Raw genomic sequence first — 22,767 nt, forward strand, 5'->3', positions numbered from 1 at the left:
GGACCAGTCGGGTTGTTCCGTGCGGTCGATCTCACTGCATCCCCGTGCCAGCTACGATTCTGAAAACAACGCGTTACAACGCAGAAAAGCCGGGCGGTAACGCCCGGCTTCGTCTTGGCACACCTGGAAGGAAGCCGTGGTCACCGATACTACGCCACCTCAATCAGCCAGCATGACCCGCAGCCTCGAGGATGAGGCGGGTTATCTCGTCGGGATGAGAGATCAGCGAGAGGTGGCTCGACTTCAATTCGATGGTCTTGGCACCCATGCGCTTGGCCATGAACCGCTCAAGATCCGGATTGATCGTGCGATCTTCCGTCGAGACGGCATACCAGCTCGGCTTCGAACGCCAGGCGGCCTGCGTGGTCTTGCCGTCGAGGAGAGCTTTACGGAACGGCTCTTGAACCGCATAGAGCACCCTGGCCTTCGCTTCGGGCAGGTCGCCTGCAAAATCCCGAAGGAAAGCTGTTTCGCTGAGGCGTCCCTCGTCGCCATCGAAAATGATACCTGCGGAGGCCGGCGGCGTCGGATAGGTCTTGGCCAAGGCGGTGTAGTCCTCGCCTGCATCAGGCGCACGAGCCGCGACGTAAACGAGCGCGGAGACGTTGGGATGCGCACCTGCCTCCGTGACGATCATCCCGGCAAAGGAATGACCCACCAGGTCCGTCGGACCATCCTGACGGGCCAGCACGCGCTGAGCCGACGCGACGGCATCAGTCAGGGTCGTCAAGGGGTTTTGAACAGCGGTGGCGTTGAGCCCGGCGGCCTGCAATCTTGCGATCACCTCAGACCAGCATGACCCGTCCGGGAAAAGCCCATGCACAAGGACCACGTTGCGCGCCTTCACGGCTGCGGAAGTCGCGGTCATGCCACGGGTGGAGATGAGGGAAGCAGCGGCGCCGGCGACGAGCGCGGCAGAGAACGTACGTCTGTTCATCATCATGGTTTCGTTTCCTTCATGATCGATTGGCTTTGTCACGGATCTCTTCTTCGCCAGGCAACCGAATGCCGGACACGGCCAGGTTCAGGCGAGGCTTCTGCGATAGGCCGTGGGCGTCGTACCGGTTGTTTTTCGAAAGGTTGCGGTGAAGGAACTGGTCTCGCTGAAGCCCAGGGACAGACCGATCTGGGTCACCGATTGCGTCGCTTCCGCGAGCAGCGCCTTTGCGCGCTCGATCCGGCGGCCGGTATGATAGCGATGCGGTGGTAGCCCGAACGATTCCTTGAACGCGCGGCAGAAATAGTAAGGGCTCAGCCGCGCGAGCTCAGCGAGCTTGGCCAAAGGGATCGATTCGTCGAGATGGTCTTCGATGTACGACGCGACTGCACGTTGCTGCCAACCAGCAAGACCGCCGCGCGCCTGCGTTTTCTTGTTGCTGGTGCGGTCGAGATTAATAAGCTCCTGTACGAGTACCGAGCCCAAAGCCTCCAGATATTGCACATCATGCTCCAGACCGGATTCGATTGCCGAAGCCAGCTTGAACGCTGTATCGCGCAGAGCGGCATTTTCGAACAACAGCTTCGGCGAAATCGACGTCACGCCCGTCCCATCAGGACGAGTCGGCACGATTTCAGGATCGATGTAGAAATAGATTAGTCGCGGCAGAACTCTCGGATCGTGCCATTCGCGATACTCGTGACCAGCAGGCACAAAGGTGAGCTTGTGCCGCAGATCGCGGAGCGTCGAACGTAGCAGACCATCGACCACGCTCTCGCCGTCGCTGCGCGCGCCCTGTTCATAAATCACCAGGAGGTGAGACTGTGCGCGAAACCTGACTTCGACCTTTTCCCGCCGGGTGACCTGGACGATCTCCGCTCGCATACCCGTCCACGCGGCGGCGCGGCGTTTGGCGATTTCCGCGGGCGCGATCTGAACGCTCGCCCCCGGACGAACCGGCTCAGGGTTGCGCAGAGCCGGAATGTTCTGGTGCGCGCATCCAATCGGCTTTTTTTCCATGCCAATCGTCGTCGCATACATGTTTGCGAAGCTGGCATGGTGACTCGTGCTCTTTGCGGCAGTGGATGTTGTCAACATTGGCCTTCACCTTTCACGTTCGAAGCGGTTGTCCCGGCGGGGGTCTCGACTTCGATCATTAGGTTAGGCAGCCAATTGGCTTTGCGATGCTTTACGAAGGTTGGCGCAAGCCCATGTCTTGGTGGGATGCCCTCATACTGAGGTATGATGCCCACAATCGCTCATGCGAGCAGGCACAGCTCCGTTGGAGCAGGCAACGCAGCACCGGCGACGCGATGGCGATCAATTGTGGTCCGGGTACCTACCGCCCTGCATCGCGCGCTCCAGGCACGCGATCAGTTCGTGGCTGGCAAATGGCTTGCTGAGGAACCCGACCGCTCCGGCTTTCAGCGCGCGGTCTTGAGTCGCCTGATCGTGAAAGGCGGTGATGAAGATAAAGGGCACGAGCCGCCCTTCGGACGCGAGCCTGCGCTGCAGCTCCATGCCGCTGAGGCCAGGCATATTCACGTCGCTGATCACACAAGACCATTCGGACCCCGAACACGCCTGCAGAAACTCCTCGGCGGACGCGAACGCCTGGGCCTCAAAGCCCAGCGCCCGTACCAGGTGCCGGGTCGCGACACGTACGGCTTCATCATCGTCAACAATAGCAATCATATGAGCCTTCGAGGCCGCGCCGAATCTTCATGCGGTCGGGGTTGCGCGACCCACATCACATCTCAGTGGAAATAGGCTTCGCCGGACCAGAACGGAATCATACCTACCGGTTAGATTGCCGAACGTTCTCTACGAATTCTCGCGGACGCCCAGCGTCTCGGCCATCCGCACGAGGTCGGCCAAAGACCTCGCCCCCATCTTGCGCATGGCCTGGCCGCGGTGGATCTTGACGGTGATTTCGGACACGCCGAGTTTTCCGGCCACCTGCTTGTTCATCAGACCGGCCGTGACGTGAGCCATCACTTCGCGTTCCCGCGGCGTGAGTGTCTCGAACCGCTGCTTGACGTCAGAGGCAGCAGTCTCGTTCTCGCGCCGCATCCGATCGCGCTCGAGCGCAGCCGTCACCGCGTCCAGCATGTCCTGGTCGCGGAAGGGCTTGCTCAGAAAATCGACCGCACCGGCCTTCATCGCCCTCACCGTCATCGGAATATCGCCGTGCCCGGTGATGAAGATGACCGGAATATGGATGTTCGCTTTTGCCAGTTCGCCCTGGAAGTCGAGACCGCTGAGACCGGGGAGGCGGACATCCAGCACGAGGCAGCACGCTGCGTCGGGCCGTTCGGCGCGCCACAGGTCGGCCGCCGTCGCAAATGTCAGCACTTGCAGCCCGACCGAGCGAAAAAGGCCGGAAAGGGCCTCGCGCATCATGTCATCGTCGTCGACAACAAGCACCGTCGGCTGATTCTTGGATCCGGCTTTCTGGGGCATGCGATCGGCCATGGCTTGACGTCAAATCCGGCTGCGGCCTTCAGGCGCGTTGGCCACATCCCCAACCGAACCGCGATATCTCATCGGCATGGCTCACCCAAAATCGAACGTTCCGAACGCCTCATCATGCGGCAAATACGTGCTCAATCCAACAATCGTGTCCGCATCCCTGCTCCGCCGCAGCAACAAGCGGGCCGGCCGCAGGCTTGACCGTGGCGCCGGTCATCATGTGGGCGCAGCGGCTTCAGCCGCCGGCAGCGTAAACCGGAAGGTCGTCCCCGGACCGGCGTTGCGCGACACCCAGATCCGGCCGCCATGCGATTCGATGATAGAGCGGCTGATCGACAATCCCATGCCCATGCCGTCGGCCCGCTTGGTGAAGAATGCCTGGAAAAGCCTCGGCTCGTCTTCCTGCGCCACGCCTATGCCGTTGTCCTCGACACTGACCATAACGCCCTCATCGTGACGCATCGACGTGACCGTTAATTCCCGAGGCCGGTCATCAATACCGGAAAGAGCCTGAACTCCATTCATCAGCAAATTCATAATGACCTGCTGTAACTGGACACGATCGCCGACCGTCATGAGCGGTGACTTCGCATCGACCTGCAACGACACGCGATGGGCCAACATTTCACGCTGCAACAAGGCAGCGACCTCGGCGACCACGTCTCCGATATCGAGCGGGGATCGCTCGGAGGTTTCGCGGCGGGACAGGTTGCGCAACCGCGCGATCACTTCGCTCGCGCGACGCGCGGCCTGAATCATGCGCGTGACGCCGTCCCGTGTTTCTTTCAGATCCGGCGGATCGCGGTCCATCCATCGCAGACACACCTCGCCATTGGTCACAATCGCCGCCAGCGGCTGATTCACCTCGTGCGCGATTGAGGCAACCAGCTCCCCGAGCGTGGTGACCCGGGAAACATGCGCAAGCTGCACCTGAGCCTGACGCAGGTTTTCCTGAGCGCTGTTGCGCTCTGTTACGTCGGTATTGGTCTCAAGCACGGACGCCGGCTGGCCGCGGTCATCACATTGCAGGGCCCAGCGGCTCGCGACAACCACCTGCCTGTCATCCCGCGCGGTGTGAACGATGTCGCCCTCCCACCGGCCGCTCTCGAGCAACTCTGCTTCGATGGCCGTGCGCGGTCCGGGAAAGACCGTCTGCAGCAAATCATGCGACGATCGGCCGAGCGCCTCGTCTTTTCGCCAGCCATAGAGCTGTTCGGCGCCCCGGTTCCAGTATGCGATCTTTCCGTCCATGTTCCGCACCATGACGGCATCATGGGTGAGATCGAGAAGCTCTGCCTGTTCGCGCAGCCGCATTGTTGTCGCCTGGTTAGACAGGGCGAGAATGGTTGTGATGACGATGGCCGAGAGGCTGACAAGGCAACGCAGGAAAGCCGCATCCGCGTTGAACCCGTGCGAGACCACGAAGGCGGCGACGGTGAGCACCATGCAGACGCCTGACACCAGCAATAGACCACGGCGCTCGAACAGGTTGGCCGCCATCAATACCACGACGACGTAAAGTACGGCGATCGCGATATCGAGCGGTGTGAAGGTATCGACGACAAAGATCAGAGCGCGAACAACACCGTAGCGACTGAAAGCCAGCGCGATCTCACAAGCCGTACGGAGGCCGGATCATTCATTGACGTGCTTTCCCTTGAAGGACCGGCGATTGTTGCGTCCCAAGACTGCCACCGTGGCCACGTGCAGCCGCATTCGCTTCAACTGCCGGAAGATCAATCTCATCCAGGTTTTCAATCACAGGTCTTCGCTGGCCAGAACGTCGAAATCAAACAGGTCGGCGACGAGCTTGGAACCGCACCTTCATGGACCATGCTTGAATGGCGCGCCGGAAGGGATTCGAACCCCTGACCCCCAGATTCGAAGTCTGGTGCTCTATCCAGCTGAGCTACCGGCGCCGTGATGCAGGTGATGGCGCGCCCGAAAGGATTCGAACCTCTGACCCCCAGATTCGTAGTCTGGTGCTCTATCCAGCTGAGCTACGGGCGCATTGTCACGAGAGAGACGGCCTGAGGGTCAATCCGGAACCGCCCCGGATATCGATCCGGAATTGAAGGCTGATCTCGGAAACGGCCACCCAGGACGCAAGGCCGACGCAACGGCGGATAGCTATCGCTCCCCTTCCCCGATGGCAAGGCTTTTTGCCCGGAATCCGGCCTCAGGCGCTCACCCTCTCCTCACGCCAGGAATCGAGATCGACAGCCTGATCGGGGATCGTCAGGTGGAAGGTGGCGCCGATCGTGCCCTCGACGAGGCGGATTTCGCCGCCATGCGCGCGGACCAGTTCTGCGGCGATCGCAAGGCCAAGCCCGGTTCCGCCCGGCCGGGCCGATCCGGAAAAGGCCTGGAACAGATGCTCGCGGGCGCGCGGCGGGAAGCCGGGGCCCGTGTCGGACACCTCGATCACCACAACGCCGCCTTCGCGCCGGCCGGTGACACGGATCTGATCGCGCAGCGGGTTGTTGGGCGCGCGCGCCTCCAGCGCCTGCATGGCGTTGCGGGTGAGGTTGAGCAGCACCCGGAACATGTGATCGTGGTCCGCGTCCATCTCGAGCCCGCGCTCGATCGAGACGATCCAGCCGACATCGCTTGCCGGATTGAGGCCGAGGGTCTCGTGGACCTCGTCGACCAGCGCCTCCACCGAAATCATTCGGCGATCCGGCGGCGCTTCCTGCGCGCGGCCATAGGATAGTGTCGACTGACAGAACTCGATCGCGCGCTCAAGCGTGCGCAAGAGCTTGGGAGCGAAGCGTTGCACCCGCGGATCGCGCACGCTCGACAATTGATCTGAAACGAGCTGCGCCGAAGCCAGCATATTGCGCAGGTCATGGTTGATCTTCGACACGGCCAGCCCGAGCGCGGCAAGCCGCGCCCGCTGGTGCAACATCGAGGTCAGATTGCTCTGCATCGACGCGAGTTCGCGCTCGGTAACGCCGATCTCATCGTTGCGTTTGGACACCCTGATCGTGCGCGAGGGATTTTCCGGGTCGGCCCGGAACGCCATGATATTGCGGGTGATGCGCCGCATCGGCCGCACGAACATGAAATGCAGAGCAAGGTAGACGAGCGCCAGCGTGGAGGCCGAAATAATCAGCGACGCCACCACGACATTGCGCGAAAAGCGCAGCATCGCCTGCTGCAGCGGCTCGTTCCGGATCAGGATTTCGAGGAATTCGCCGTCGCGTGGCGCCGTCCCGATCACCCGCAGGATCGAGTCCTTCGGATCGAACAGTCCGTGATAGGCGCCCCGGACGGCATCGAACCAGCTCACGTCACGCAGATCGAAATTGCGGTGCATCTCCGCCGGCATCTCGGTGACCGCCAGCAGACGCCTGGTCTGGCCGGTCTTCATGACGACCGCCTGGGCCCCGATGCTGGCGAGGATGTCGCGGGCCAGGTCGTCGGGGACCATGCCGCTCGGCGCGGCATAAAGAACGAGCGCGGCAGTCCGCGCGGCGGCGAGCCGGTCGTTGAGCCAGTTCAGCCGAAAGGTGGAGACGGACGGGACATAGATCAGCACCTGCACGATCATGACGAACAGAATCGTGAGAATGAGGAGCTTCCCGGATAGCCCGAAGCGCGGCGCGCGGACCGGGCCTTGATCGTCCAGATCGGTCATCAATGCTGCCTGTACGGGCTCGGCTGAATCGGGCGAGCCTCCGTATTAGGCCCATGATGCGGCAGTAGCATGAACTCGTCAAACCGGGCGCAAAAATGGCCGCCTGAACCGTCCGGATTGGTTAAGAGCGCCGCAGGGGGACTTTGGCGGAACCCGCGGACAGGCGAAAGTTCCCCGCCGTTCCAGCCGATGGCCAATCCCCGATCCTTTTAGGGATCGAGCGGCCCTCACCGGGCCCCCGATCCGGAGACCGGAGGTCGCCAGACGGTCCAGCTGTCGCATTGACGACAGGCCGCCCGGTCCCGTATAAGCGCCCGGAAATCCGGCATCGGCGGACTTTTGCGGCGAGACTTAATCGCGGCGCGAGTGTTGCAGCCTTTGTGCCGGTGCGCACCAACCGAAGCATCCGGCATTGCGCCGCGACCAGCGGAGACTTTCCCCGTGAAACGGACCTATCAACCGAGCAAGCTCGTGCGCAAGCGCCGGCACGGCTTCCGCGCCAGAATGGCCACCACGGGTGGCCGTAAGGTCGTGGCAGCGCGGCGTGCGCGCGGCCGCAAGCGCCTCAGCGCCTGATCCGGGGCGGCCCTGAAGGCCGGCCCTATGGAGCGCCTGAAACAGCGAGCGGATTTCGTGGCCGCAACCGGCGGGGTCAAAGTGCCGTCCGCCGGTTTTGTGCTGCAAGCACGCGACCGAAGCGACAAGGGCCCGGTACGGGTCGGTTTCACGGTGTCCCGCAAGGTCGGCAATGCCCCAGAGCGGAACCGTGTCCGCCGCCGGCTCCGCGAACTGGTCCGGCTGAATTCGGCGGATGCGTTGCAGGCCGGACATGATTATGTGCTTGTCGGGCGTCGGGCGGCGTTGTCGGCCGACTTTTCCGACCTGATCGCCGATTACGGCCGCGCCATCGCGCGCATCCACACGACGCGGCGCAAGCCGAAATCGGATGCAGGTTAACCCGAGACCCGTGAGCTAAGAACACATGATCAGCGACCAGAAGAACATGTTTCTTGCGATCGGGCTTTCGCTGCTCGTGATCCTTGGCTGGCAGTATTTCATCGGCGGCCCGCAGTTGGAGAGACAGCGCGAAGAGGCGAAGCTGCGTCAGCAGCAGCAACAGCAACAACAGGCCCAGCAGACGGCACCGGGTACGATCCCGCAGCCAGGCGCCACACCTGAGCCCGGCGCGACCCAGCAGCCGGGCGCCGCTGCGCCGGCCGTTCCCGGCCAGCCGACCATTCCGGGACAGATCTATACCCGCGAGGCCGTACTCGCCGCCTCGCCGCGGGTGAAGATCGAGACCCCGACCATCCAGGGCTCGGTGTCGCTGCGCGGCGGCCGCATCGACGACGTGTCGCTCATCAAGTATCGCGAGACCGTCGATCCGAAATCGCCAGCGATCGTGCTGCTCGCGCCGTCCGGCAGCCCGCATCCGTTCTACGCACAATTCGGCTGGACCAACGCCGCCGGCAGCAAGGTCAAGGTCCCCGACGACACCACGATCTGGACTCAAGCCGGCTCGGGCGCTCTCGGTGTCGGCAAGCCGATCACACTGACCTGGGACAACGGCGAAGGCCTCGAATTCCGTCGCACGATCGGCGTCGACGAGAACTACCTCTTCACCATCGAGGACAATGTCATCAATCGCGGCAGCGAGCCGCTCACGCTCTATCCCTATGCGCTGATCTCGCGCCACGGCAAGCCGGAGATCCTCGGCTATTACATCCTGCATGAAGGCCTGATCGGCGTCATGGGCGACAAGGGCCTGCAGGAATTCTCGTACAGCAATATCGAGAAAGAAAAGCAGGTCGCATTCGGCATCACCAATGGCTGGCTCGGCATCACCGACAAATATTGGGCGGCGACACTGCTGCCAGAGACCAATGCCAAGCTGCAGGCGACCTTCTCGGCGCGCGACCACAACAATCGCAAGGTCTACCAGACCGATTACCTGCTCGATCCCGTCACCGTCGCGGCCGGCGGCACCGGCAGCGCCAAGGCGCGACTGTTCGCCGGCGCCAAGGAAGTGTCGCTGATCGACGGCTACGACACCACGCTCAAGCTCAACCGGTTCGAACTGCTGATCGACTGGGGCTGGTTCTATTTCATCACCAAGCCGCTGTTCTGGGCGCTGGATTATTTCTTCCGGCTGTTCGGCAATTTCGGCCTCGCGATCCTGGCCGTCACCGTCATCATCAAGATCGTGTTCTTCCCGCTGGCCAACAAGTCTTACGCCTCGATGGCGAAGATGAAGACGGTGCAGCCGCAGATGATGGAGCTGCGCGAGCGCTACAAGGACGACAAGGTCAAGCAGCAGCAGGCCTTGATGGAATTGTACAAGCAGGAAAAGATCAACCCGCTGGCGGGCTGTCTGCCGATCCTGGTGCAGATCCCGGTCTTCTTCGCGCTGTACAAGGTTCTGTTCATCACCATCGAAATGCGGCACGCGCCGTTCTTCGGATGGATCAAGGATCTGGCCGCGCCGGATCCGACCACGATCTTCAATCTGTTCGGGCTCATCCCCTGGAATCCGGCCAACGTGCCGGTGATCGGCGTCTATCTCATGATCGGAATCTGGCCGATCATCATGGGCATCACGATGTTCTTCCAGATGAAGCTGAACCCGTCGCCGCCGGATCCGACGCAGAAGATGATCTTCGACTGGATGCCGCTGCTGTTCACCATCATGCTGGCGAGCTTCCCGGCCGGTCTCGTGATCTACTGGGCCTGGAACAACACGCTGTCGGTGCTGCAGCAGTCCTACATCATGAAAAAGCACGGTGCGAAGATCGAGCTGTGGGACAATCTGTCGGAAATGTTCGGCAAGAAGAAACCGCAGACGCCGAAGGCGTGACGCATCTCAATTGTCACTGCCCGGCTTGACCGGGCGACGAGAATGGCCGGGCTTCGTCCCGGCCATTCTTGTCTCGGGCAGGACGCTCGGACCGAACCGCGTCACCTCGCTCAAGCTTGACTGCAAGCCCGGCACCGACCAAGGGAGGGCCTATGACCACCTATACCCACAGCGAGATCGAGGCCGGACGCAAGCTGTTCGCGGGCGACTGGCAATTCATCTGGGCCGGGGCTTCGGTCGAGACGCTGCCGCCGATGAAGGGGCTGGAGATCGCCTTTGCCGGCCGCTCCAATGCGGGCAAATCCTCGCTGATCAATGCGGTGACCGGACGTAAGGCGCTCGCGCGTACCTCGCATACGCCCGGCCGCACCCAGGAGATCATCTTCTTTCAGGGACCGGACAATCTGCGGCTCGCCGACATGCCGGGCTACGGCTACGCCGAGGCGCCGAAGGCCAAGGTCCGGGCCTGGACCGACCTGATCCATGCCTATCTGCAGGGCCGCGCCAACCTGGCCCGGGTCTATGTGCTGATCGACAGCCGCCACGGCATCAAGGAAGCCGACAAGCCGGCCCTCGACCTGTTGCGCAGCGCCGCGGTGTCGCACCAGATCGTGCTGACCAAATGCGACCAGCTCTCCGCGGCCGACCTCGCGGCGCGCATCGCCGACGTGTCGGCACGGATCGTGAAAAGCGCGGCGGCGTTTCCCGACGTGATCGCAACCTCGTCGCGCGAGGGCACCGGCATTCCGGAACTGCGAGCGGCGATCGCGCGCCTGGTCGCCGAACGCAAATAGGAGAGACACATGCTGCAGGTCCTGACTGGCATCACCGCGCTGTTCGGCTGCGCCGGGATTATTTTCGCGGCCGCCGGCGCCCATGCGAAGCCGGGAACGGGGCTCGACAGCGCCGGCCACATGCTGCTGTTTCACGCGGCCGCGGTGATCGCGGCCTGTGCCGGGATCGCGTCCGGACTTGTCAGCCGGCCGCTCGGGATCGCGGCCGCAATCGTTCTGCTGGCCGGGGTGGCGCTGTTTTCCGGCGATCTCGCGCTGCGCGCCTATGCCGGCCACCGGCTTTTTCCGATGGCGGCGCCGGCGGGCGGCATCGTCATGATCGGCGGCTGGGCCTTGCTGGCGGTGTCGGCCTTCCTCGCGATGCGTTAGGCCTTCCGCAATCAAGGGCGGCCCGCTAAAACCGCCGCGAAATCTCCTGCCGGTTTTCCACGCCAAGGACTCCCCGTAATGACGGTTTCCCCCTTTGACCAGGCCCGTATTCTGTCCGAGGCGCTGCCGCATATGCAGCGCTACGACGAGGAGATCGTCGTGATCAAGTACGGCGGCCACGCCATGGGCGAGGAGGAAGCTGCGCGCGCCTTTGCCCGCGATATCGTGCTGCTGGAGCAGACCGCGATCAACCCGGTGGTGGTGCATGGCGGCGGCCCGCAGATCGCGGCGATGCTGAACCGGCTCGGCATCAAATCGCAATTCTCGGGCGGACTGCGCGTCACCGATGCGGCGACCGTCGAGATCGTCGAGATGGTGCTGGCCGGCTCGATCAACAAGCAGATCGTCAGCCACATCAATCAGGCCGGCGGCAAGGCCGTGGGGTTGTGCGGCAAGGACGGCAACATGGTAGTCGCGCGCAAGGCCGGCAGCCCGAGCGGCGCGTCCGTGGCGGATGTGGTCGATCTCGGATTCGTCGGCGAGCCGGAAAAGATCGACACCTCGGTGCTCGACCAGATCATCGGCCGCGAACTCATTCCGGTGCTGGCGCCGATCGCGTCCGGCCCGAACGGCGAAACCTACAACGTCAATGCCGACACTTTCGCGGGCTATATCGCCGGCGCGCTGAAGGCCAAGCGCCTGCTGCTGCTGACCGACGTGCCGGGCGTGCTCGACAAGAACAAGAAGCTGATCCCTGACATGTCGATGAACGACGTGCGCAAGCTGATCGCCGACGGCACCATCTCCGGCGGCATGATCCCCAAGGTCGAGACCTGCATCACCGCACTTGAGCAGGGCGTCGAGGGCGTGGTGATCCTCGACGGCAAGGAAAAGCATGCCGTGCTGCTGGAATTGTTCACCGACCACGGCGCCGGCACGCTGATCCATCGGTAGGCGGGTTTACCGACACATCGCGCAGCTGCCGAGCCTTGACAACACGCGCCACAACAGTAAATATTACTACATATTTACTGTATATATGAGGCGGCGATGTCGAAATACGACCCGTTGGGGGAGTTTCTCCGCGCCCAATCAGCCAGCGAAGTGCGGCTCAGCTTCGCCGATGTCGAGCGCATTACGCGAACCAAACTGCCGTCCTCGGCGCGGTATCGCGCCTGGTGGAGCAATAACCCGACCAACAGCGTGATGACCAAGGTCTGGCTCGACGCGGGATTTGAGACCGAGCAGGTCGACATGGCCGAACGCAAGCTGGTGTTCAAACGCGTTCGGAAAAGCGAACCATCGCCCTCGACAACCAGCGCACCGGGCCGCCACCCGCTCTTCGGACTTTCAAAGGGCCTCCTTCGCATCAATCCCGGCACCGACGTGACAAAACCAGCCGACCCTCACTGGGGCGACAGGTAACGTGCGCCCGCTGCTGCTCGACACTTGCGCGCTGATCTTCATCGCCGAAGATCATAACATCAGGCGCGAGGCCACGGATTTGATGAACGGCGCTCATGCGGCAGGCGTCCCTACATATATCTCGCCTATCAGCGCATGGGAGATCGGGTTGCTGGCCTCCCGAAACCGAATCCAACTTCTGACCTCGCCGCAGCGATGGTTCTCGCGGATGCTTGAAGCGCCGTTGGTACGCCTCGCCGACATGCGACCTGACCTCTTAGTCGAATCGTCATTCCTGCCGGGCGAACCACCGCGTGATCCCGCTGACCGGATCATCGCGGCCACGGCGCGAGACCTTGCTTGTACCCTCCTCACGCGAGACCGTGCTCTCGTTGCTTACGGCAAGCAAGGGCACGTTCACGTCGTCGAATGCTGATGGGCCAAACTCACCCCCAACCTGACAAACGCCACGGCCGCCCATGGGCGGCCGTGGTCCCTTCCCCCTCGTGCTGCGCTACGCATTACAAAAGCGCTCACGACGGAGTGATTTCAGCGGGCGATCAAGGCATCACATAGGCGTAAATGCGGCCGCGGGGATAAGCCGCTTCGCCCACCCGGCGGTTATGATTGCCGGAAATGATGATGGGATTGCCGGACTTGTCGATCCCGGAGACGATTCCGACGTGCCCGCCACCGCGGCCTCGTGACATCACGGCAATCGCGCCGACCTGCGGGCCGGAGACCCGGCGGCCATAATTGGCAAACGAGCGCGCCATGTTCGATCCGGTGCCGCGCCGGCCGGACCTCTCCAGCACCATATTCATGAAGCGGGCGCACCAGGCCGCGCTCATGCCGGTCGGGTTGGTGCCGAGATAGCTGCGTGCCTTGGCCACCAGCCCGGACGAGCCCATGCCCATAGCCATGCCTGATCCCATGCCCGAAGCCATACCCGCCGTTGGCTGAACTGCGGCATAGGAGCGCCGCGCCGCCCGCGTGACGCGCGGTGAATGCGCACGCGTCGCTCTGGTCGCGGCTGCGCCCGCGTTGCGCCACTGCCGCGTATTCCTTGCGGAGCGCTTTGCCGGCGCTGCCGCGCTTCCATACGCGAGATGCGCATATTGGTTGCCCGAGCCGTGGATACCGCCCGAAACAGGGGCCGTGGCGGTCACGTGATGGCGGACGGTTTTCTGCTTGTAGCGCCGCGCTTCGGCTGTCGTCTGGGAGAGGACGATCGCGGTTGCGATCATGGCGGCGAGTGCGAAGGCCCTGGAGAAGCGTCGTGTCGGCTTTGTTGTGGTCGTGGTGCGTGTGGTCGTTGTCGGTTCGATTGTCGTCAGCTTGAACGTCATCAATGGATCAATCCCGTTTTCTTCTTGTCCCGTTGCAGGTCACCGCACGCGCGCTCGGCGTACGGCGGTCACGAAAACGCCGCCGTGACGGACACGGCGGCGAGGCCTGCGCAATGACGGGAGAAGCGGGCCGGAATGGGACCAGAATCCGGCGGAGTATTCACATCAGCTTTCGAACTGAAACATTGATGCAAACCGGAACGAAATATGGCGCGCGGCGTGCGACAAAGGTCGCAGGCAGAGTGCCTAACGCTTGCGGCTCAGCAGGAACACGGCCTGTTCGCCGAACAAATTCCAGAACCACCACGGCGCATTCAGGCGAAGCTTGCCGCCCCACGCATTCAGCGCGACCGCAGCCTCCATTTTTATGTCGATCTCGTTACAGAGATCGCGAAAATCGCGGATCGTGCAAAAGTGAATGTTCTGGGTGTCGTACCAGGTGTCCGGCAGATTCTTGGTGCGCGGCATGCGGCCGAGGAATAGAAGCTTCAGCCGCATTTTCCAGTGACCGAAATTCGGAAACGATACGATCGCGCGCTCGCCGATACGCAGCATGTGTTCCAGCACCACGCGCGGCCGCCAGGTCGCCTGCAGGGTCTGCGACAGGATGACGTAATCGAACGCATCGTTCGGGTAATCGGCGAGGTCGGTATCGGCATCGCCCTGGATCACAGCGAGCCCCTTGGCGACGCACAGATTGACGCCCTCGCGCGAGATCTCGATGCCGCGTCCGTCGACATTCTTGGTCTCGGTCAGAATCTTGAGCAGTTCGCCGTCGCCGCAGCCGACATCGAGCACCTTGGCGCCGGGCTCGACCATCTGCGATACCACCAGCAGATCGACGCGAGCGCCGGTGGCGGTGCGGGCGGCATGCGGGATCGCCAGTTCGCGTTGCGGGCGGGTATGCATGTTCATAGCTCTATACTCGGCATGACGTAGTCCGAAAACCGCTGCACACTTTTCGGCGTCATGCCCATACCCGGCATGACGTGATCCGAAAACCGCTGCACACTTTTCGGCGTCATGCCACCACGAGCCCCCGCGCCCGCGCAGCGCCGTCGAGGAAGCCGCGAATGATTGCGAACAATTCCGGCTCCTCGAGCAGGAAGGCGTCGTGGCCCTTGTCGGTGACGATCTCGGCGAACGAGACACGCGCTCCTGCGGCATTCAGCGCATGCACGATGGCACGCGATTCCGAGGTCGGGAACAGCCAGTCGCTGGTGAAGCTGACGACGCAGAAGCGCGTCGGCGAATTCTTGAACGCATTCGCCAGCACGCCGTCATGCTCCGCGGCGATATCGAAATAGTCCATCGCGCGGGTGAGATAGAGATAGGAATTCGCATCGAAACGCTCGACGAAGGACGAGCCCTGATGCCGCAGATAGCTCTCGACCTCGAAATCGGCGTCGAACGAGAACGTGGGGTTGGTGCGATCCTGGAATCGGCGCCCGAACTTCCGGTGCAGGGCAGCGTCGGACATATAGGTGATATGCGCACCCATGCGTGCGACCGCTAAACCGCGATGCGGATTGGTGCCCTCGACGGTGTAGCGGCCATGCCGCCATTCCGGGTCGGCCATCACCGCCTGCCGGCCGACCTCGTGGAAGGCGATATTCTGCGCCGAATGCCGGGTGGCGCAGGCGATGGGGAGCACGCTGAACACGCGGTGCGGAAAGCTTTCCGCCCATTGCAGCACCTGCATCCCACCCATCGATCCGCCGGCCACGGCAAACAGCGTATCGATGCCGAGATGGTCGATCAGCATCGCCTGGGCGCGGACCATGTCGCGGATGGTGATGACCGGAAATTCGAGGCCGTAGGGCTGGCCGGTCTTCGGATCGATCGAGGACGGGCCCGACGAGCCCATGCAGCCGCCGACCACATTGGAGCAGATGACGAAATAGCGCTCGGTATCGATCGGCTTGCCCGGGCCGACCATGGTCTCCCACCAGCCGTTCTTGCCGGTGACCGGATGCACACTGGCGGCATGCTGGTCGCCGGTCAGCGCATGGCAGATCAGGATGGCGTTGCTGCGCTGCGCATTGAGCTGGCCGTACGTCTTGTAGGCGATCTGGAACGGCGACAGCGCAATGCCGGAATCGAGCTTCAGCGGACGGTCCGCACCGAAGCGGACCACAAGCGATTCCCGCGGGCTTTCCGCCTCTTGTGCGCGAGAGCGCACGCCTTTCGTGGATTTGAGATCGGCCTCGGCCATTACGCTTTAACCCGACACTCTCCGCCCGGCTCTCGCCTGACGCGGCGGACCCGGCTGTCCCGGCCTGGGAGCCGGTCGTTCTAGGTAGGCCTCACCGCCATTAAGTCAATGTTTTCTTTGATTTCGGGGGCCTGCCCACCTAATCATGAGCCCCAGCGTTAATGAGAAAACCATGTCCGATCAGGCCCAACAATCAGCCCCCTCGCTCGCCGCCCTGCGCGCCGAAATCGACCGGATCGACGAGGCCATGCATGCCCTCCTGATCGAGCGCAGCGAGATCATCGAGAACCTGATCAAGGTGAAGGGCACGCAGGAATCCGGCTCGGCCTTCCGCCCGGCGCGCGAAGTCTCGATGATGCGCAAACTGGTCGAGCGCCATCGCGGCATTCTGCCGCTCGATACCGTCGAGAGCATCTGGCGGGTCATCATCGCGACCTTCACCCATGTCCAGGCGCCCTATTCCGTCCATGCCGACCTTACGGTCGGAGAAGCCGCGATGCGGGATTCCGCGCGCTTTCATTTCGGCTTCACGGTGCCGTTCCTGCCGCATATGGGCGCCGGCCCCGCCATCGCCGCGGTCGCCGCCTCGAAGGGCGATCTCGCTTTGGTGCCGGCGGTCTCGGTCGCCGGCGCCGGCGCCTGGTGGCAATCGCTGGAAGCCGAGAAGGCGCCAAAGATCATCGCCCGCCTGCCTTTCGTGGAGCGTCCGGATCATCCGGCCTCGCTGCCGGTCTTTGCGGTGGCGCATCCGGCGGCCGATGCGGTGATGGCCGAAGTCGAGGTCCATAGCGTCCGGGTCTCGGGCTGGGGCGCTGCCGCGGCCCGCACCCTCGCCCCGCTGGCCGAGGTGATTGCGGAGCCGGACGGCGCCTTCGACGGCGCGGCGCTGCTGATCTCGGTCCCCAAGGGGCAGACCCTCGCCGCCATCACCGACGCGCTGGTGAAGGCTGGGGCTTCGGTCCGCTCCACGGCCCTCGTCGGCAGCCACGCGACCCGCTATACGCTTGCGGAAGCGCGGCCGGTGGCCGCCTCGCGATAGTCGTCCGCTTATTCTCCTGTTGAGGTGTTTCCGAAATGACTGCAGCAACGCGTCCGCAGCCGCGCCCCGGCGTTCTCGACATCGCCGCCTATGTGCCCGGCAAATCCTCGGCACCGGGCGTCGACAAGATCCACAAGCTGTCGTCGAACGAGAGCCCGCTCGGCGCCAGCCCGAAGGCGATCGAGGCGTACAAGTCCGTTGCCAACGAACTGCAGGATTACCCCGACGGCGCCGCGACCGCCTTGCGCGAAGCCATCGGCAGGGCGCTCGGGCTAGACCCGAACCGCATCATTTGCGGCGCCGGCTCCGACGACCTGATCAACCTCCTGGCGCGCGGCTACCTCGCCGACGGCGACGAGGCGATCCACACCACCCACGGCTTCCTGATGTATCCGATTGCAACGCTCGGCGCCGGTGCCAAGCCGGTGATCGCCGCGGAGAAGAACTTCACCGCGGATGTGGATTCAATCCTGAAGGCGGTGACGCCGAAGACCAAGCTGGTCTTCCTCGCCAATCCGAACAATCCGACCGGCACCTACCTCCCGTTCGACGAGGTCAAGCGCCTGCACGCCGGATTGCCGCCGCATGTGATGCTGGTGCTCGATGCGGCCTATTGCGAATACGTCAAGCGCAACGATTACGAGGCCGGCATCGAACTGGTCGCGACATCGGAAAATGTCGTGATGCTGCGCACGTTCTCGAAGATCCATGGGCTCGCCGCGCTGCGGCTCGGCTGGATCTACGGTCCCGCGCATATCATCGATGCGCTGAACCGCATCCGCGGGCCGTTCAATGTCAATGCGCCCGCGATCGCCGCCGGCATCGCCTCGATCAACGACACCGCGCATCTCGACAAGGCGCGCGCGCATAACGAAAAATGGCTGCCCTGGCTCACCACCGAGCTGGAGAAGCTCGGCATCAAGGTGACACCGAGCGTCGGCAATTTCATCCTGCTGCATTTCCCGGAAACGCCGGGCAAGACCGCAGCCGAGGCCGATGCCCTCCTGACCTCGCGCGGCGTGGTCATGCGCGCGGTGCGGGCCTACAAACTGCCGAATTGCCTGCGCATGACCGTCGGCAGCGAGGAAGCCAACCGGCTGACGGTGAAGACGCTGGCCGAGTTCATGGGCAAGTGATGGTAGCGTTTGCGCTGCGCTCTCCTCCTTTTCCCTCCCGCCGCGAAGCGGTGGGGAGGGTCGGTTCGCGTCGCGTCAGCGAGGCGAACCGGGGTGGGGGGCATGCGTCGCATAGCGCACTGGGTTCCGACCTCACGACTGCTCCCCCCACCCCCGACCCCTCCCCGCCGCTTCGCGGGGGGAGGGGAGCAGACTGCGCTCGCGTCGCGCAATGATGACGAACACACCCACCATCTCCCGCCTCGCCGTGATCGGCGCCGGACTGATCGGCGGATCGGTGGCGCGCGCCGCCAAGGCCACGGGCGCGGCGAAGACCGTTGTGGTGACGGACGCCTCTCCAGAGGCGCGAAAGCGCGTGCGCGAGATCGGCGCAAGCTTTGCCGATGACGTCGCCGAGACCAGCGCCGCCGCGGTGAAGGATGCGGACCTTGTCGTGATCGCGGTTCCGGTCGGCGCTTGTGGCGATGTCGCGAAAGAGATCGCGGCCAGCCTCAAGCCCGGTGCGATCCTATCCGATGTCGGTTCGGTGAAAGCCTCGGTCGCGCGCGAAATGGCGCCGTTCGTACCGGAGGGCGTGCATTTCATTCCCGCGCATCCGGTCGCCGGCACCGAGAATTCAGGCCCGGATGCGGGCTTCGCCGAGTTATTCGTCAATCGCTGGTGCATTCTCACGCCGGTCGAAGGTACCGACGCGACCGCGACCGAAACGCTGCAGGCCTTCTGGGAAAAGATCGGCGCCAATGTCGCGGTGATGACGCCGGAGCATCACGATCTGGTTCTCGCGATCACCAGCCATCTCCCGCATCTGATCGCGTACACCATCGTCGGCACCGCGAACGAACTGGGCGATGTCACCGAATCCGAGGTCCTGAAATTCTCCGCCGGCGGCTTCCGCGATTTCACCCGCATCGCGGCCTCGGACCCGACGATGTGGCGAGACGTGTTCCTGCACAACAAGGATGCGGTGCTGGAAATGCTCGGCACCTTCAACGAGGATCTGTCGAAGCTGACCCGCGCGATCCGGCGCGGCGACGGCGAGGCGCTGTTCGAACACTTCACCCGCACGCGCGCGATCCGGCGCGGCATCGTCACCATCGGGCAAGATTCCGCGGCGCCGGACTTTGGCCGCCCGCATGGGCCGCTGCCGATCGCTCCGATCGTGCGGCCCTACGCCTCGGACGACGATTGATTGAACCTCCGCCGTTCGTTCCCGCGAAAGCGGGGACCCAGGGTCAAAGACTGGATTCCCGCTTGCGCGGGAATGAACGGAGTATGTGGCTAAGGTCGGATATTCAAAACAGCGGCGGCGTCTGCCCAAGCTTCACCGGACCGAGCGTCGCAACGCCATCCTTGAACTTGAGCGGCACCTTGGTTGCGCGTTTGCCCTCAAGCTCGACCTGCTCGCCCAGGAGCGACACCGCGCCGGCAATCGCGCCGGGCGCCATCTGATCGAGCAGGTTCAGCGCCGCGCCGAGCCGCTGGCTCCGGCTGCTGCGCTGCTGCGCCAGCATGTCTCGCCCGAGTGCGGGCAAAAGCTTCTCGATCCCGCTTGCGGTGACCATCAGTTCGCCGTCGAGATAACCTTGGCGGGTCAGCTTCAGATTGCCGGTTGCAACCGCGAGCATGTCACCCTGCTGAAATCGCGCGTTGCGCACCTCGATCCGGCCGTTGGAGAGCTGAATTTCCTTGAAGCGTTCGGCCCAGGATTTGGGCTGGAAATTGCGCAGGCCGATCAGCCGCGTGTCGCCGTCGAAATCGAATGGCTGTACGAGCGCCGGATGCCACGACGTGGCGCTTGCGGCCCTGAGCATGGCAGCCACATCGATCACCGGATCGTCCCGCACCGTACCGGACGCGAGCCGGCCGTGAAGCTGGCCCTTCTCGGCCGTGAACACCCGCTCCGGCTTGCCGGCACTGTTTTGATCGAGCGAGAACTTCTCGGTAGAGAACGACACCCGCTGCGGATTGCGTGGCGTGCCGCGCAGGCTGATCTGGCCGAGCGACCAGTTCGCGGTCATGCTCGGCGGCTGGCCGGCCTCGGCAACAATCAGCGGTCCCTCGACCTCCGCGATCACCAGCGTCGGCTGGTAGACCTGTACAGCCGCGTGAATATGCGTGGCGGTCAGCTTCAGCGGTGGCCGGGTTTTCTCCAGGTTGGCGCTCGCCAGATTGCAATGGAACTCGATCCGGAACGGAAAGCCGCCGAGCGCCTCCGAGCCACAGGCGTAGACCCGCCCACCGCGTGCTTCGCGCTCGATCCAGCCGGCGATGGTCTCGCGCGCCCGGTCGGCGGCGTAAAACCAGAATGCGCTCCAGCCGGCGGCGATGATCACCAGCACCAGTGCTGGAATGAGCCAGCCGATCGAGCGGCGGCGCCGTGGCGTCGGGTCATAGTCCATGGGCGACATCCATTTTGCCCCTTATAAGCCGCCAAAGGTTCGCCGAATACGGCGTTTCGATGTTGACCGCAGCGTGGTAGTCCCGATCTCGTCCAATGAAGCTCGCAATCGACCAGATTCCCGACGATTTATGGGTTTTCGGCTACGGCTCGCTGCTGTGGCGGCCGGGCTTTTCGTTTGTCGAGAAGGTCCCGGCCCGGGTCACCGGTCTGCACCGCTCGCTCTGCGTCTATTCCTTCGTCCATCGCGGCACCCCGGAGCGGCCGGGATTGGTGCTGGGGCTGGACCGCGGCGGCGCCTGCCGGGGCCTCGCCTTTCGGGTCGCCGCCGCCGACCGCGCCGCGACCATCGCCTATCTGCGCGAGCGCGAACAGATCACCGCGGTCTATCTCGAGGTGCTGCGCAACGTGACGCTGCTCGGCAAGCCGGAACGGAGGATCGAGGCGCTGACCTACATTGTCGATCGCGGCCATCCTCAATATGCTGGCAAGCTGTCGCTCGACCAGCGCCTGCATCTGATCCGGCAGGGGCACGGACGCTCGGGCCCCAATCCGGATTACGTGCTGGCGACGGTGGCTGAACTTGAGCGGCTCGGCTGCCGCGATGCGGAACTGCATGCACTGGCGGAGCGGCTGAAGGGCGCGGGGCACGAGTCTCCCCTTCCCCCGCTGACATAACGCAAGTCCGTAGGGCAATGCGCTGCGCTTGTTGCGCCTTACGTTTCGCGCCCCGGGCGAAGTGATGGTTCAGCCGACGAGCGCGTCCCCATCGCCACCAGTTCTGCGGTCTTGGTTTCGATCGCGTCCTGCAGGCGGTCGTAGAACGTCTGGCGGTCGAGTCCCGGCGGGATCGCCGGCAGGAACTCCACACGCACCACGCCGGGATAGCGGCGGAACGACCGCCGCGGCCAGAACAGTCCCGAATTGAGCGCGACCGGTACGCAGGGCACGCCAAGCTCCGTATAGAGGAAGGCGACGCCGAATTTGTATTTCGGCTCGGCACCCGGTGCGCGCCGCGTGCCTTCCGGGAAGATGATGATCTCGCGGCCTCTCGCCGTTTCGCGTTTGGCGCGCTCGGTCATCGCCGCCAGCGCCTGCGAGCGCCGGCCGCGATCCACCGGGATCATTTCCGCCTTCGCCGCGCACCAGCCGAAGAACGGAATCCAGAGCAGTTCGCGCTTAAGGATATAGGCGGGATCGTCGAGCACGGTGATCAGCGCGAAGGTCTCCCACATCGACTGGTGCTTGGACGCGATCAGCGCGGCGCCCGTCGGGATATTTTCAAGGCCACGGAATTCGCAGCCGATGTTGCAGATGACCTTCAAGAGCCAGAGATTCACGCGGCTCCAGCTCTTCACCATCGCCCATAGCGCGCCGCGCGGCATCGCGAGCGTCGGCATCGCCGCGATCAGGTAAACGAACAGCACCAGATAGAAAATGACATTGAAAATGACGGAGCGGATGACGATCACGGGTTCAGTCCGAATTGATCACGCGAAAAACCGGTCGATCGCAGGAACCTGGATACGCACCAGCGCAGCGACGTATTTCAGATATTCGGTGAACAAAAGCCGCAAGGTCGGGCCATGTGTCCAGCCGGCTTTCAGCTGCTCGCTGATCACGGGAAACTCGATCAGCACGGTGTCGGGAAGCTGATGCGACAATTCCGCCATCGCGCGCGGCATGTGATAGCTTGAGGTCACTACGATCAGCGACTTGAACCCGCGATCCATCGCCCAGCGGCGGGTCTCGGTGGCGTTGGTGATGGTGTTGACGGCGGTGCGGTCGAGATCGACGCAGCAGGCGATGATCTTCTCGTGCTCCGGTCGCAGCCGCGCGATCTCCCGTTCGCTGGTCATCGGGTTGACCCCGGAAATCAGCAGCCGCTGGCCGCGGTTGCTCGCCAGCAGATCGATCGCATCCTCGATCCGCGACGCGCCGCCGGTCAGGACCACGATCCCGTCGGCCTTTTCGGTGAATGCCGGTTCGGTGGCAGGCAGTCGCGCCACGAACCAGACAAAGCCGGCGAAGAAAACCGCAGCGCACAGCAGACCAAGCCCGATCATCCAGCCGACAAGCCGCATCAAAGGGGCAGAACGTAGCCCCTTCGGCGCACGCAGGGGTCGATGTGATTCGGCGGACGGCATCGCTCAACCCTTA

Annotated in this window: 24 protein-coding genes and 2 tRNA genes; 12 read left to right on the forward strand and 14 right to left on the reverse strand. The window is 63.5% G+C overall.

Annotated features, from left to right (window positions below):
* Positions 1-163: 163 nt before the first annotated feature.
* The 8 genes from AC5I5I_RS01095 to AC5I5I_RS01130 all read right to left on the reverse strand — a co-directional run bounded on the left by AC5I5I_RS01095 (position 164) and on the right by AC5I5I_RS01130 (position 7,049).
* Positions 164-943 carry an alpha/beta fold hydrolase gene (locus AC5I5I_RS01095; protein WP_495969287.1) on the reverse strand — a complete coding sequence of 260 codons (780 nt, stop codon included), beginning with the start codon at positions 941-943 and terminating at the stop codon, positions 164-166.
* Positions 944-1,024: 81 nt separating this feature from the next.
* Positions 1,025-2,035, reverse strand: coding sequence for a helix-turn-helix domain-containing protein (locus AC5I5I_RS01100; protein WP_495969288.1), 1,011 nt, complete (start codon positions 2,033-2,035; stop codon positions 1,025-1,027).
* 222 nt (positions 2,036-2,257) lie between these two features.
* Positions 2,258-2,632, reverse strand: coding sequence for a response regulator transcription factor (locus AC5I5I_RS01105; protein ID WP_495969289.1), 375 nt, complete (start codon positions 2,630-2,632; stop codon positions 2,258-2,260).
* Positions 2,633-2,761: 129 nt separating this feature from the next.
* Entirely contained in the window at positions 2,762-3,412 is a 651-nt protein-coding gene (locus AC5I5I_RS01110; RefSeq protein ID WP_495969290.1) for a response regulator transcription factor, read from the reverse strand.
* Positions 3,413-3,625: 213 nt separating this feature from the next.
* Positions 3,626-4,909: a sensor histidine kinase gene (locus tag AC5I5I_RS01115; RefSeq protein ID WP_495969291.1), complete on the reverse strand. Its 1,284-nt coding sequence runs from the start codon at positions 4,907-4,909 to the stop codon at positions 3,626-3,628.
* Between the two features lie 342 nt (positions 4,910-5,251).
* A tRNA-Arg gene (locus tag AC5I5I_RS01120) sits at positions 5,252-5,328 on the reverse strand.
* Positions 5,329-5,342: 14 nt separating this feature from the next.
* Positions 5,343-5,419: transfer RNA gene (locus AC5I5I_RS01125), tRNA-Arg, on the reverse strand.
* 169 nt (positions 5,420-5,588) lie between these two features.
* Positions 5,589-7,049, reverse strand: a complete 1,461-nt coding sequence (locus AC5I5I_RS01130; protein WP_495969292.1) for a sensor histidine kinase — start codon at positions 7,047-7,049, stop codon at positions 5,589-5,591.
* 441 nt (positions 7,050-7,490) lie between these two features.
* On the opposite strand from AC5I5I_RS01130, the gene rpmH reads away from it, so the two are divergent.
* From rpmH to AC5I5I_RS01170, 8 genes are all read left to right on the forward strand, one after another.
* Complete coding sequence (gene rpmH, locus AC5I5I_RS01135; RefSeq protein ID WP_428523773.1) at positions 7,491-7,625, forward strand: 50S ribosomal protein L34; 135 nt, start codon at positions 7,491-7,493, stop codon at positions 7,623-7,625.
* A 27-nt stretch (positions 7,626-7,652) separates the two neighbouring features.
* On the forward strand, positions 7,653-8,006 hold the full coding sequence (gene rnpA, locus AC5I5I_RS01140; protein WP_495969293.1) for a ribonuclease P protein component: 354 nt from the start codon (positions 7,653-7,655) through the stop codon (positions 8,004-8,006).
* Positions 8,007-8,034: 28 nt separating this feature from the next.
* Positions 8,035-9,903: a membrane protein insertase YidC gene (yidC, locus tag AC5I5I_RS01145; protein WP_495969821.1), complete on the forward strand. Its 1,869-nt coding sequence runs from the start codon at positions 8,035-8,037 to the stop codon at positions 9,901-9,903.
* Between the two features lie 152 nt (positions 9,904-10,055).
* A complete protein-coding gene (yihA, locus tag AC5I5I_RS01150; RefSeq protein WP_495969294.1) occupies positions 10,056-10,697 on the forward strand; it encodes a ribosome biogenesis GTP-binding protein YihA/YsxC in 642 nt (213 codons plus the stop codon).
* 9 nt (positions 10,698-10,706) lie between these two features.
* On the forward strand, positions 10,707-11,066 hold the full coding sequence (locus tag AC5I5I_RS01155) for a DUF423 domain-containing protein (RefSeq protein ID WP_495969295.1): 360 nt from the start codon (positions 10,707-10,709) through the stop codon (positions 11,064-11,066).
* A 78-nt stretch (positions 11,067-11,144) separates the two neighbouring features.
* Entirely contained in the window at positions 11,145-12,020 is an 876-nt protein-coding gene (argB, locus tag AC5I5I_RS01160) for an acetylglutamate kinase (protein ID WP_495969296.1), read from the forward strand.
* Between the two features lie 96 nt (positions 12,021-12,116).
* The gene (locus AC5I5I_RS01165) at positions 12,117-12,491 is read left to right on the forward strand and encodes a DUF7662 domain-containing protein (RefSeq protein WP_495969297.1); all 375 of its coding nucleotides are present in this window, start codon (positions 12,117-12,119) and stop codon (positions 12,489-12,491) included.
* 1 nt (position 12,492) lies between these two features.
* The gene (locus AC5I5I_RS01170; RefSeq protein ID WP_495969298.1) at positions 12,493-12,906 is read left to right on the forward strand and encodes a type II toxin-antitoxin system VapC family toxin; all 414 of its coding nucleotides are present in this window, start codon (positions 12,493-12,495) and stop codon (positions 12,904-12,906) included.
* A gap of 124 nt (positions 12,907-13,030) precedes the next feature.
* On the opposite strand, the gene AC5I5I_RS01175 is transcribed toward AC5I5I_RS01170, so the two are convergent.
* From AC5I5I_RS01175 to metX, 3 genes are all read right to left on the reverse strand, one after another.
* Positions 13,031-13,819, reverse strand: coding sequence for a TIGR02594 family protein (locus tag AC5I5I_RS01175; RefSeq protein ID WP_495969299.1), 789 nt, complete (start codon positions 13,817-13,819; stop codon positions 13,031-13,033).
* Positions 13,820-14,065: 246 nt separating this feature from the next.
* Complete coding sequence (metW, locus tag AC5I5I_RS01180) at positions 14,066-14,728, reverse strand: methionine biosynthesis protein MetW (RefSeq protein WP_495969823.1); 663 nt, start codon at positions 14,726-14,728, stop codon at positions 14,066-14,068.
* A 112-nt stretch (positions 14,729-14,840) separates the two neighbouring features.
* Positions 14,841-16,034 (reverse strand): homoserine O-acetyltransferase MetX, encoded by a 1,194-nt coding sequence (gene metX / locus AC5I5I_RS01185; protein WP_495969300.1) that lies wholly within the window; start codon positions 16,032-16,034, stop codon positions 14,841-14,843.
* A gap of 172 nt (positions 16,035-16,206) precedes the next feature.
* On the opposite strand from metX, the gene AC5I5I_RS01190 reads away from it, so the two are divergent.
* From AC5I5I_RS01190 to AC5I5I_RS01200, 3 genes are all read left to right on the forward strand, one after another.
* On the forward strand, positions 16,207-17,073 hold the full coding sequence (locus tag AC5I5I_RS01190) for a chorismate mutase (RefSeq protein ID WP_495969301.1): 867 nt from the start codon (positions 16,207-16,209) through the stop codon (positions 17,071-17,073).
* 35 nt (positions 17,074-17,108) lie between these two features.
* Positions 17,109-18,209: a histidinol-phosphate transaminase gene (hisC, locus tag AC5I5I_RS01195; RefSeq protein WP_495969302.1), complete on the forward strand. Its 1,101-nt coding sequence runs from the start codon at positions 17,109-17,111 to the stop codon at positions 18,207-18,209.
* A gap of 193 nt (positions 18,210-18,402) precedes the next feature.
* Positions 18,403-19,398: a prephenate/arogenate dehydrogenase family protein gene (locus AC5I5I_RS01200; RefSeq protein WP_495969825.1), complete on the forward strand. Its 996-nt coding sequence runs from the start codon at positions 18,403-18,405 to the stop codon at positions 19,396-19,398.
* Between the two features lie 103 nt (positions 19,399-19,501).
* Here AC5I5I_RS01200 and AC5I5I_RS01205 read toward each other — a convergent pair whose 3' ends face one another.
* Positions 19,502-20,608 (reverse strand): DUF2125 domain-containing protein, encoded by a 1,107-nt coding sequence (locus AC5I5I_RS01205; RefSeq protein WP_495969303.1) that lies wholly within the window; start codon positions 20,606-20,608, stop codon positions 19,502-19,504.
* Positions 20,609-20,703: 95 nt separating this feature from the next.
* On the opposite strand from AC5I5I_RS01205, the gene AC5I5I_RS01210 reads away from it, so the two are divergent.
* Positions 20,704-21,285: a gamma-glutamylcyclotransferase gene (locus tag AC5I5I_RS01210; protein ID WP_495969304.1), complete on the forward strand. Its 582-nt coding sequence runs from the start codon at positions 20,704-20,706 to the stop codon at positions 21,283-21,285.
* Between the two features lie 38 nt (positions 21,286-21,323).
* Here the strand turns inward: AC5I5I_RS01210 and AC5I5I_RS01215 are convergent, their stop codons facing one another.
* Positions 21,324-22,079, reverse strand: coding sequence for a lysophospholipid acyltransferase family protein (locus AC5I5I_RS01215; RefSeq protein WP_495969305.1), 756 nt, complete (start codon positions 22,077-22,079; stop codon positions 21,324-21,326).
* A gap of 18 nt (positions 22,080-22,097) precedes the next feature.
* Positions 22,098-22,691, reverse strand: coding sequence for a YdcF family protein (locus tag AC5I5I_RS01220; RefSeq protein ID WP_495969827.1), 594 nt, complete (start codon positions 22,689-22,691; stop codon positions 22,098-22,100).
* Between the last annotated feature and the right edge of the window lie 76 nt (positions 22,692-22,767).

This window comes from Pseudorhodoplanes sp., assembly GCF_059499825.1.

Coding starts and splice junctions, on each gene's coding strand:
- AC5I5I_RS01100 (WP_495969288.1), bottom strand. CDS start 2,035: ATGTTGACAACATCCACTGCCGCAAAGAGCACGAGTCACCATGCCAGC.
- AC5I5I_RS01105 (WP_495969289.1), bottom strand. CDS start 2,632: ATGATTGCTATTGTTGACGATGATGAAGCCGTACGTGTCGCGACCCGG.
- AC5I5I_RS01190 (WP_495969301.1), top strand. CDS start 16,207: ATGTCCGATCAGGCCCAACAATCAGCCCCCTCGCTCGCCGCCCTGCGC.
- AC5I5I_RS01205 (WP_495969303.1), bottom strand. CDS start 20,608: ATGGACTATGACCCGACGCCACGGCGCCGCCGCTCGATCGGCTGGCTC.
- metX (WP_495969300.1), bottom strand. CDS start 16,034: ATGGCCGAGGCCGATCTCAAATCCACGAAAGGCGTGCGCTCTCGCGCA.
- AC5I5I_RS01110 (WP_495969290.1), bottom strand. CDS start 3,412: ATGGCCGATCGCATGCCCCAGAAAGCCGGATCCAAGAATCAGCCGACG.
- hisC (WP_495969302.1), top strand. CDS start 17,109: ATGACTGCAGCAACGCGTCCGCAGCCGCGCCCCGGCGTTCTCGACATC.
- AC5I5I_RS01115 (WP_495969291.1), bottom strand. CDS start 4,909: ATGGCGGCCAACCTGTTCGAGCGCCGTGGTCTATTGCTGGTGTCAGGC.
- yihA (WP_495969294.1), top strand. CDS start 10,056: ATGACCACCTATACCCACAGCGAGATCGAGGCCGGACGCAAGCTGTTC.
- AC5I5I_RS01165 (WP_495969297.1), top strand. CDS start 12,117: ATGTCGAAATACGACCCGTTGGGGGAGTTTCTCCGCGCCCAATCAGCC.
- AC5I5I_RS01095 (WP_495969287.1), bottom strand. CDS start 943: ATGATGATGAACAGACGTACGTTCTCTGCCGCGCTCGTCGCCGGCGCC.
- AC5I5I_RS01220 (WP_495969827.1), bottom strand. CDS start 22,691: ATGCGGCTTGTCGGCTGGATGATCGGGCTTGGTCTGCTGTGCGCTGCG.
- AC5I5I_RS01175 (WP_495969299.1), bottom strand. CDS start 13,819: ATGACGTTCAAGCTGACGACAATCGAACCGACAACGACCACACGCACC.
- metW (WP_495969823.1), bottom strand. CDS start 14,728: ATGCATACCCGCCCGCAACGCGAACTGGCGATCCCGCATGCCGCCCGC.
- argB (WP_495969296.1), top strand. CDS start 11,145: ATGACGGTTTCCCCCTTTGACCAGGCCCGTATTCTGTCCGAGGCGCTG.
- AC5I5I_RS01155 (WP_495969295.1), top strand. CDS start 10,707: ATGCTGCAGGTCCTGACTGGCATCACCGCGCTGTTCGGCTGCGCCGGG.
- AC5I5I_RS01210 (WP_495969304.1), top strand. CDS start 20,704: ATGAAGCTCGCAATCGACCAGATTCCCGACGATTTATGGGTTTTCGGC.
- rnpA (WP_495969293.1), top strand. CDS start 7,653: ATGGAGCGCCTGAAACAGCGAGCGGATTTCGTGGCCGCAACCGGCGGG.
- AC5I5I_RS01130 (WP_495969292.1), bottom strand. CDS start 7,049: ATGACCGATCTGGACGATCAAGGCCCGGTCCGCGCGCCGCGCTTCGGG.